This window comes from Thermostichus sp. OS-CIW-29 (assembly GCF_054058195.1).
Map to the genome: position 1 here is coordinate 58936 of NZ_JBSSAB010000015.1, position 7109 is coordinate 66044.

A 7109-nucleotide genomic window follows, 5' to 3' on the forward strand; every position below is an offset into this window, starting at 1 on the left:
CCTTTTGACCGGCGGCTAGAGCGGATTCTACTCGAAATGCCTCAATTGGCAACCGCCTGCAACCCAATGGAGGGCCAATATGACAAAGGATCTCGCCGCCGACTAGGATCAGGATGCTCTGCTTGGGATCCTTAGACCTGTGAGTGTTTGTGTTCGCATTGCCCCCAGCCCAACCGGAAATCTGCACATCGGCACTGCCCGAACGGCAGTGTTCAACTGGCTGTATGCCCGTCGCCACGGTGGCCGGTTCATTTTGCGCATCGAGGACACCGACCGCGACCGCTCTTTGCCCCGCTACACCCGCAACATTTTGGCGGGCCTGGCCTGGTTGGGCCTAGACTGGGACGAAGGGCCGGTCTACCAATCCAAGCGCATCGAGCGCTATCAAGCGGTGGTACAGCAGCTTCTGGATCGAGGGTTGGCCTACCGCTGCTACGTCAGCGAGGCGGAGCTGGAGGAGATGCGCGCTGCCCAGAAGGCCGCCGGCAAAGCCCCCCGCTACGACAACCGCCACCGCTTTCTCACCGAAGCCCAGCGACGGGCCTACGAAGCCGAGGGTCGGCAGCCGGTGATCCGCTTCAAAATCGAGGAGCCCCTGGAAGTGTCTTGGGTGGATCTCATTCGCGGCCCCATTACCTGGAACACCCAGGACTTGGGGGGGGATATGGTCATTGCCCGGGCGGATGGCTGCCCTCTCTACAACTTGGCGGTGGTGGTGGATGACATCGACATGGGCATCACCCATGTGATTCGCGGCGAAGATCACATCGGCAATACCCCCAAGCAGATTTTGCTCTACCGTGCTCTTGGCCACGAACCTCCCCAGTTTGCCCATTCTCCGCTAATCCTGAACCCGGAGGGGAAAAAGCTCTCCAAACGGGATGGGGCAACTTCGGTAGCAGAGTTCCAGCAACTGGGCTTTTTGCCGGAAGCTCTCAAGAACTATTTGGCTTTGCTCAGTTGGTCGCCCCCGGATGGGGAAGAGCTTTTCTCTTTGGAAAAGGCGGCTGCGCTGTTCGACTTTGACCGGGTTAACCGTGCGGCTGCCCGCTTTGACTGGGACAAGCTCAACTGGATCAACAGCCAGTACATCAAGCGGCTTTCTCCGCCAGAACTGGTAGAACGGCTCACCCCCTTTTGGCAGGCGGCAGGGTTTGACCTTTCCGAGGTGCCGGATCCCACCTGGTTGGAAGATGTGGCCCGCCTGATTGCCGATGGTATCGACCGCCTGGCAGAAGCTCCTCCGCTCAGCCGCTTTTTGTTTCAGGAGCCCCTCAGCTACACGTTGCCAGCTCTGGAACAGTTGCGCCTGCCTGGGGTGGCAGAGGCTATGGCTGCAATGGCCACCACGTTGGCTGCTGCCGAGCTGCCCCAGGTTTCGGCGGACAGCTTAAAACCGCTGGTGGATCAGGTGGCCAAGGGCCAGAACATGAAAAAGGGCCTGCTGATGAAGAGTTTGCGGGCCGCCCTGACAGGGGATCTGCAGGGGCCGGATTTGCTGGAATCTTTTGCCCTTCTCCAGCGGCGGGGCTGGGCTTTGGGGCGGTTAGAGGCTGTGCAGAAGTTGGTTCCTTGTTGATGGAAGCCCATCTCTTGCTGTCATGCCTTCGGTTGCCTCTGTTGAAAGTGCTCCGCACCGCTGCCGCAATCGGGATCCCATGCTGTCACGCCAGCTACAGGCTGCAAACCAAATTGTCCAAGAACTGGTGCTGCTCTCTTCTCAGTTATCTTCCCCATCCTCTTCGGACTCTGTAGAGATGGGGGAGCTGGAGCAGTGTGTGCTCAAGCTGGCCCAGACCTTGGTACGGCAGATGGTGGATCGTCTGGGTGCAGCCTCAGCTCGCCTTTGGTTTTTCGACCCGCAGGAAGGATGTTTTCAGTCGGTGGCCCATGCCGGCCTGCTCAGTCCTGCTCACGACCAAATTCAGCGGATCTACCCTGACGACAGCCCTTTGGGACGGGTGGCCCAGGAGGGGCTGCCGCTTTTGAGCAACAATCCCGCCCAAGAAGCCTGGATGCCCGCCCCGGAGTGGGTGAAGGCCAATGGCTTGCGAGGCTTTGTTGCCTACCCGATTAACCGGGGGGAGGAGCGGCTGGGGGCTTTGGCTCTGCTGAGCCGGACACCTCTGGAAGCCAGCTTTCTGATTGTCAAACACGCGGGGGCACGGCGCATCGATCTCATCATTCAGCCCAAGGTTCAACAGGACGCCGGTTCCTCTATCAACCCTCAGGCTCCCTACACCCACTTGGAGCTGAAGATCATCGACGATGGCTGCGGTATGCCGGCGTCCAAGAGTGGGGTGGATCCCGCCCAGCCGTCTGGCCATGGACACGGGTTGCTCAACATGCGCTACCGAGCCGAGTTGATCGGGGCAAGCATTGCTTGGCGTAATCGCCGCTTTGGCAGTGGCACAGTTGTAGAGCTGCGAGTCCCTCTGCCGCCGAGTCCCCGATCTTGCGGCTAGCCCCCCCTTTTCTGAGGTAGCAGACGCAGCATTTTCAGTCTCAACCTGTTCTATAGTCATTTAAGCTCAAGGGTTCCCGGTTCTCTAACCTGTCTGGTGGAGGGATCCTCTCACGCCGGCAGGACGGAGTTTTTGCGCTGTCGTTAACACTGCGAGGAGAAGCATCTGTGGCCTATCGTGTGACTTTGATCCCTGGGGATGGCATCGGCCCGGAAGTGGCCAAGGCGATGACCACGGTCTTGGAGGCTACCGGGGTTGGGTTGGAATGGATCCCGGTAGAGGCAGGGGTGGAGGTGATCGAGAAATACGGCACCCCCTTGCCGCCCCAGGTGTTGGAGTCCATTCGGGAAACCAAAGTGGCGATCAAAGGGCCGATTGGCACTCCCGTAGGTACTGGCTTTCGTTCGGTCAACGTAGCCATTCGCAAGGAGCTGGATCTCTACGCCAATCTGCGCCCGGCCAAATCCATGCTCGGTGTCAAAAGCCCTTTTCAAGACATCGACCTAGTGGTGGTGCGGGAAAATACCGAAGATCTCTATGCCGGGATCGAGTTTGAACGGGGCACGCCGGAAGCCATCCAGGCGCGGGAGGAAATGATGCGCCTTTCCGGCAAACCCATCCGCGAGGGATCCGCCATCGGCATCAAGCCCATTTCGGACTTCGGCAGCCGCCGCATTGTCAAATTTGCCTTTGAGTACGCCCGCCAGAATGGCCGCAAGAAGGTGACGGCAGTTCACAAAGCCAACATCATGAAGTTCACCGATGGCTTGTTTTTGCAGGTGGCGCGGGAGGTGGCCCAGGAGTACCCCGACATCGAGTTTGAAGATCGCATCGTGGACAACATGTGCATGCAACTGATGCAAAAGCCGCAGCTCTACGATGTGCTGGTGCTCACCAACCTCTATGGGGACATCATTTCCGACTTGTGCGCGGGGATGATCGGCGGGCTGGGGGTGGCGCCGGGGGCCAACATCGGCAACGGCATTGCGGTTTTTGAGGCCATTCACGGCTCTGCTCCCAAGTACGCTGGCCAAAACAAAGTCAACCCCTGCGCTCTGATCCTCTCCGGGGCGATGATGCTGCGCTACCTGGGAGAGCGGGAGGCTGCCGCAAGGGTGGAGGCGGCGGTGCAGGCGGTGATCGCCGAGGGCAAGCAGGTCACCTATGACCTGGCCACAGGGGATCCCGTCGGCACTCAGGAAATGGCCAAGGCCATTGCTGCCCGCGTGCAGGAGATGGCTTTGCAGTAGGGTTTGGCGCCAAATGTTTCTGATCCCAGGCTCCCCAAGGGAGGGGGGCTAGAGGACTCAATACCCCAAAACCGGATCCACCACCCCTAGCAAGGGATCCCCGGTCCGGAAGCGCTGCACATTTTCTCGCACCCGCTTAGAGAGGGCTGGGACAATCATGGCATCGGTAAGAGCAGTGTGGGGGGTAATCAGGCAGTTGGGCAAGCTCCAGAGGGGATGCCCATCCGGTAGGGGCTCGGGATCCGTGACATCCAAGGCGGCCCCGCGAATGACCCCCTGCTGCAGGGCGGCCACCAAGTCGGAGGTCACGATGTGCTTGCCTCGCGCCACATTCACCAACCAACACTGGGATCCCATCTGCTCCAACTCAGCTTGGGCGATGATCCCCTCGGTTTCCGGCGTGAGGGCCAAAGCCAGGATCACCACATCTGCCCCTGCCAACACCGTTTGCCGTTCCGCGAGCGTCACCACCCGTGTGGCACCCGGCAAGGGATCCGCCTTGCGACGCACCACGTCGACGGAGCATTGAAAAGGCTGCAACAGCTTGATCAACTCTTGGGCGATGCCCCCGGCCCCGAAAATGACCACACGGCTACCCCAGAGGCTGGTACCGGAGCCCTCCTGCCAAGTTTGGGCCAAGGCGCGGATCTTCAAGTCGCGCAAGCCGGCCAAGGTCAAGGCCAAGGCATGTTCCGCCACCGGTTGAGCATAGACCCCCTTGCCACAAGTCCACACATAAGCGGGATCCAAGACTCCCGCCCGAACAAAGGGTTCCACCCCTGCCCAGGGCAGCTGCACCCAGCGGATCCCTTTCCCTTCCGCCAGACAACGCTTCAGGCCAGGCACATCAAAGGCATCAGCCCAGACCAAGGCTTCTGCTTCTGCCAGGGGCACAATTTCGCCGCCCCCCGCCAAAACAGCCTCTTTGAGCCAGGGGCGAAGATGGCCGGGTTCGACGGCAATGCGTTTGCCTTGGATGCCCATAGGAACCGTTGGATAAGGCTTTCCCCTTGCCAGGATACTGTCGGCAGAGCGAGAGATGGCATGCACGGGCAGCCAAACCGGTGTCGAGTGTTAAGGGATCCCAAAGGGAGCCTGGAGCACCCTTCTGGGATCGCTAGGGTGGAAGCCGGAGCTGTTGTGTTGGTTAAATCTCCAGTAGGTGGCATTCCCCGATGACCCTTTCCGAACTGCTGATCTTGGTGACGCTGCTCTTTCCAGGGATCCTGTTGTCGCTCATTGTGATGGGAACCTTTGCCGCAGGGGGATAATCATCTCCCAATGACAATGGTGAAGCCCTAAAGACGTGAAGACATGTCCAAAACCAAGCTGAGCGCCTGGGTCATGGGCTGGGGGTTAGCCTGCACTGCTGCTCTCTTTTTGCCCAGCGTGGCTGCTCAAGCTCAGGTGACCCTCGGTGTGCAGCCGGTGCGGGTGGTGCAAGGGATCCCTTTGTACCAGAAGGAGGTTTGGGTTGGAGACAATCGGATCCCAGTTTCCATCGTGGTGGTTTCTCTCGCAGCCGGCCAACTGCGGCCCATCTGGGCTGCACGCGCGGGGCTGGTGGGTTTGGGGGAGCTGTCTTCCTTTGGCCCTGAACAGGGGGCAGTGGCCGCCATTAACGGTGGGTTTTTCAACCGCAACACCCGTCAGCCGCTGGGGGCGATTCGTCGGGATGGCCGCTGGATCTCCAGCCCCATTTTGGGTCGTGGGGTCATCGCCTGGTCGGATGGGACGGCAGGGCAAGAAGGGGGATCCGTGCGCTTTGCCCGTTTGCGGATGCAAGCAGAGCTGCGCAATGACATTGGGGATCAAATCCCAGTGGTGGGCATCAATACAGGCTATATCCTGCCCGGCATCTCCCAGTTCACCCCCGACTGGGGATCCACCTACACCACCCAAACGGACGACGAAATGCTCGTGATGGTGCGGCAGGATCAGGTGCAAGAAATTCTGGTGGCGGGCCTGGCCGGCAGTTTGACGGTACAGATTCCCAGCGAGGGGTATGTATTGGCAGGGCGGGGGCTAGAAGGTGCCCTAGAAGCCCGCAAGCTGGTTCCCGGGGATCGCCTCAGCTTTTATCTGCGCTTGGATCCGCCTGAGCTGGAGGTCTATCCCCACATCCTAGGGGCAGGGCCGCTCTTGCTCTTGGATGGACAGGTGGTTTTGGATGCCCGATTGGAGGGATTTCAGCCTCTCTTTCGCAGGCAGCGAGCCGCCCGCAGTGCCATCGGCCAACTGGACAGCGGACATTTGCTGCTGGTGACCGCCGGCAATGCCCAGGAAAATCAAGGGCTCACCCTGCTGGAGATGGCACAGTTGATGCAGCAATTGGGCTGTCGCCATGCCTTGAACTTGGATGGGGGCAATGCTTCCACCTTGGTGCTGGGGGGAGAGGCCGTCAATTTGGAACACCGACACCCAGAAGCCAGCCCACCCAACAGTGAGACGGATCCCAGTCCCTCCCGGCGGCGTACACCCCGAGTTCACAATGGCCTAGGGTTTTTCCCAAGCCCAAGTCGGTGACAGAAAACTTTTGTGCCGGCGGGATAGAGTCTTTTCCCTTTGATCCAGGGATCGAGGGTGGGATCCCCGAACTTTCTGGCTGATTGGAGGAGGGGGCAGGTATTCTCCAGGATTGGATCTACCTTCTCAAGAAAAAGATCTCTCCCCCCGCCAGAGGAAGGACTCGGCTTTGATTGCGCAATGGGATCCCGGCAATCTCAGCACCCAAAGCCCCAGAGCTTTTTCAGGTCAATTTTAAGTGGGATCCAAACTGAACGCCCAATGCTCATTTCTCATAACAGAAATAGAGATTAAATTAAGTAGAAAACATTGGCCTTGAGACCGGTAAGAAAAATGATCAAAGAGGCGATCTCTTGAAGAAGACGACCTCAGAGTATAAAAGGCACGCAATTCTTTACGCTTCTGCTAAATCAGATGCTGGTTTTCAAAAAAGTATTGTCAATAATCCATTTTTTGACGAAGATGATTGACGAATTTATATTTCTTCACTCTCGAGGTTAGAAATTAACTCCTTGGACTTTTGGTTACAATTCCCTCTACTACGAATGTTCGCTAATGTGTAGGCCTACCCGGCTCCCGACCAAATGTATAGTTATTTTAAAAATGACTATCTCTCCTGGTGGACAAGGCTTTTGGGGCAGGTTGACCCTTGCTCCTCTCTCGTGGGTGGGCTGCTGGTACTGGCATTCCTGTTTGTGAGAGTTAGGTCGTGTTGATCTTATGTTAGGATAGAGAGAATAATTTATAGAGGAAAGAGGATGAAGTTGGTTTTCTTAGATGAAAACAAATGGCAGAAGATATTGGCTTTTTTACAGACAGAAGAGAGAGTTAACATTGGGAAAGAAGCAAACTGCAAACAGTTTATTGA

General features: G+C 57.9%; 5 protein-coding genes and 1 pseudogene. 5 read left to right on the forward strand and 1 reads right to left on the reverse strand.

Annotated features, from left to right (window positions below; genetic code table 11):
* Nucleotides 1-139: 139 nt before the first annotated feature.
* The 3 genes from gltX (at nt 140) to ACVWZJ_RS07290 (ending at nt 3715) form a co-directional block, all read left to right on the forward strand.
* Nucleotides 140-1579, forward strand: coding sequence for a glutamate--tRNA ligase (gltX, locus tag ACVWZJ_RS07280; RefSeq protein ID WP_011433283.1), 1440 nt, complete (start codon nt 140-142; stop codon nt 1577-1579).
* Nucleotides 1580-1658: 79 nt separating this feature from the next.
* Nucleotides 1659-2465 carry a GAF domain-containing sensor histidine kinase gene (locus ACVWZJ_RS07285; RefSeq protein ID WP_457395556.1) on the forward strand — a complete coding sequence of 269 codons (807 nt, stop codon included), beginning with the start codon at nt 1659-1661 and terminating at the stop codon, nt 2463-2465.
* Nucleotides 2466-2632: 167 nt separating this feature from the next.
* Complete coding sequence (locus ACVWZJ_RS07290) at nt 2633-3715, forward strand: isocitrate/isopropylmalate dehydrogenase family protein (protein ID WP_041436546.1); 1083 nt, start codon at nt 2633-2635, stop codon at nt 3713-3715.
* A 57-nt stretch (nt 3716-3772) separates the two neighbouring features.
* Here the strand turns inward: ACVWZJ_RS07290 and ACVWZJ_RS07295 are convergent, their stop codons facing one another.
* The gene (locus ACVWZJ_RS07295) at nt 3773-4699 is read right to left on the reverse strand and encodes a D-isomer specific 2-hydroxyacid dehydrogenase family protein (protein WP_011433280.1); all 927 of its coding nucleotides are present in this window, start codon (nt 4697-4699) and stop codon (nt 3773-3775) included.
* Between the two features lie 330 nt (nt 4700-5029).
* Here ACVWZJ_RS07295 and ACVWZJ_RS07300 point away from each other — a divergent pair, with 330 nt between their 5' ends.
* Nucleotides 5030-6241, forward strand: a complete 1212-nt coding sequence (locus tag ACVWZJ_RS07300) for a phosphodiester glycosidase family protein (RefSeq protein WP_011433278.1) — start codon at nt 5030-5032, stop codon at nt 6239-6241.
* Between the two features lie 758 nt (nt 6242-6999).
* Nucleotides 7000-7109: pseudogene (locus tag ACVWZJ_RS07305) on the forward strand (IS5-like element ISSoc13 family transposase); the annotation flags it as partial.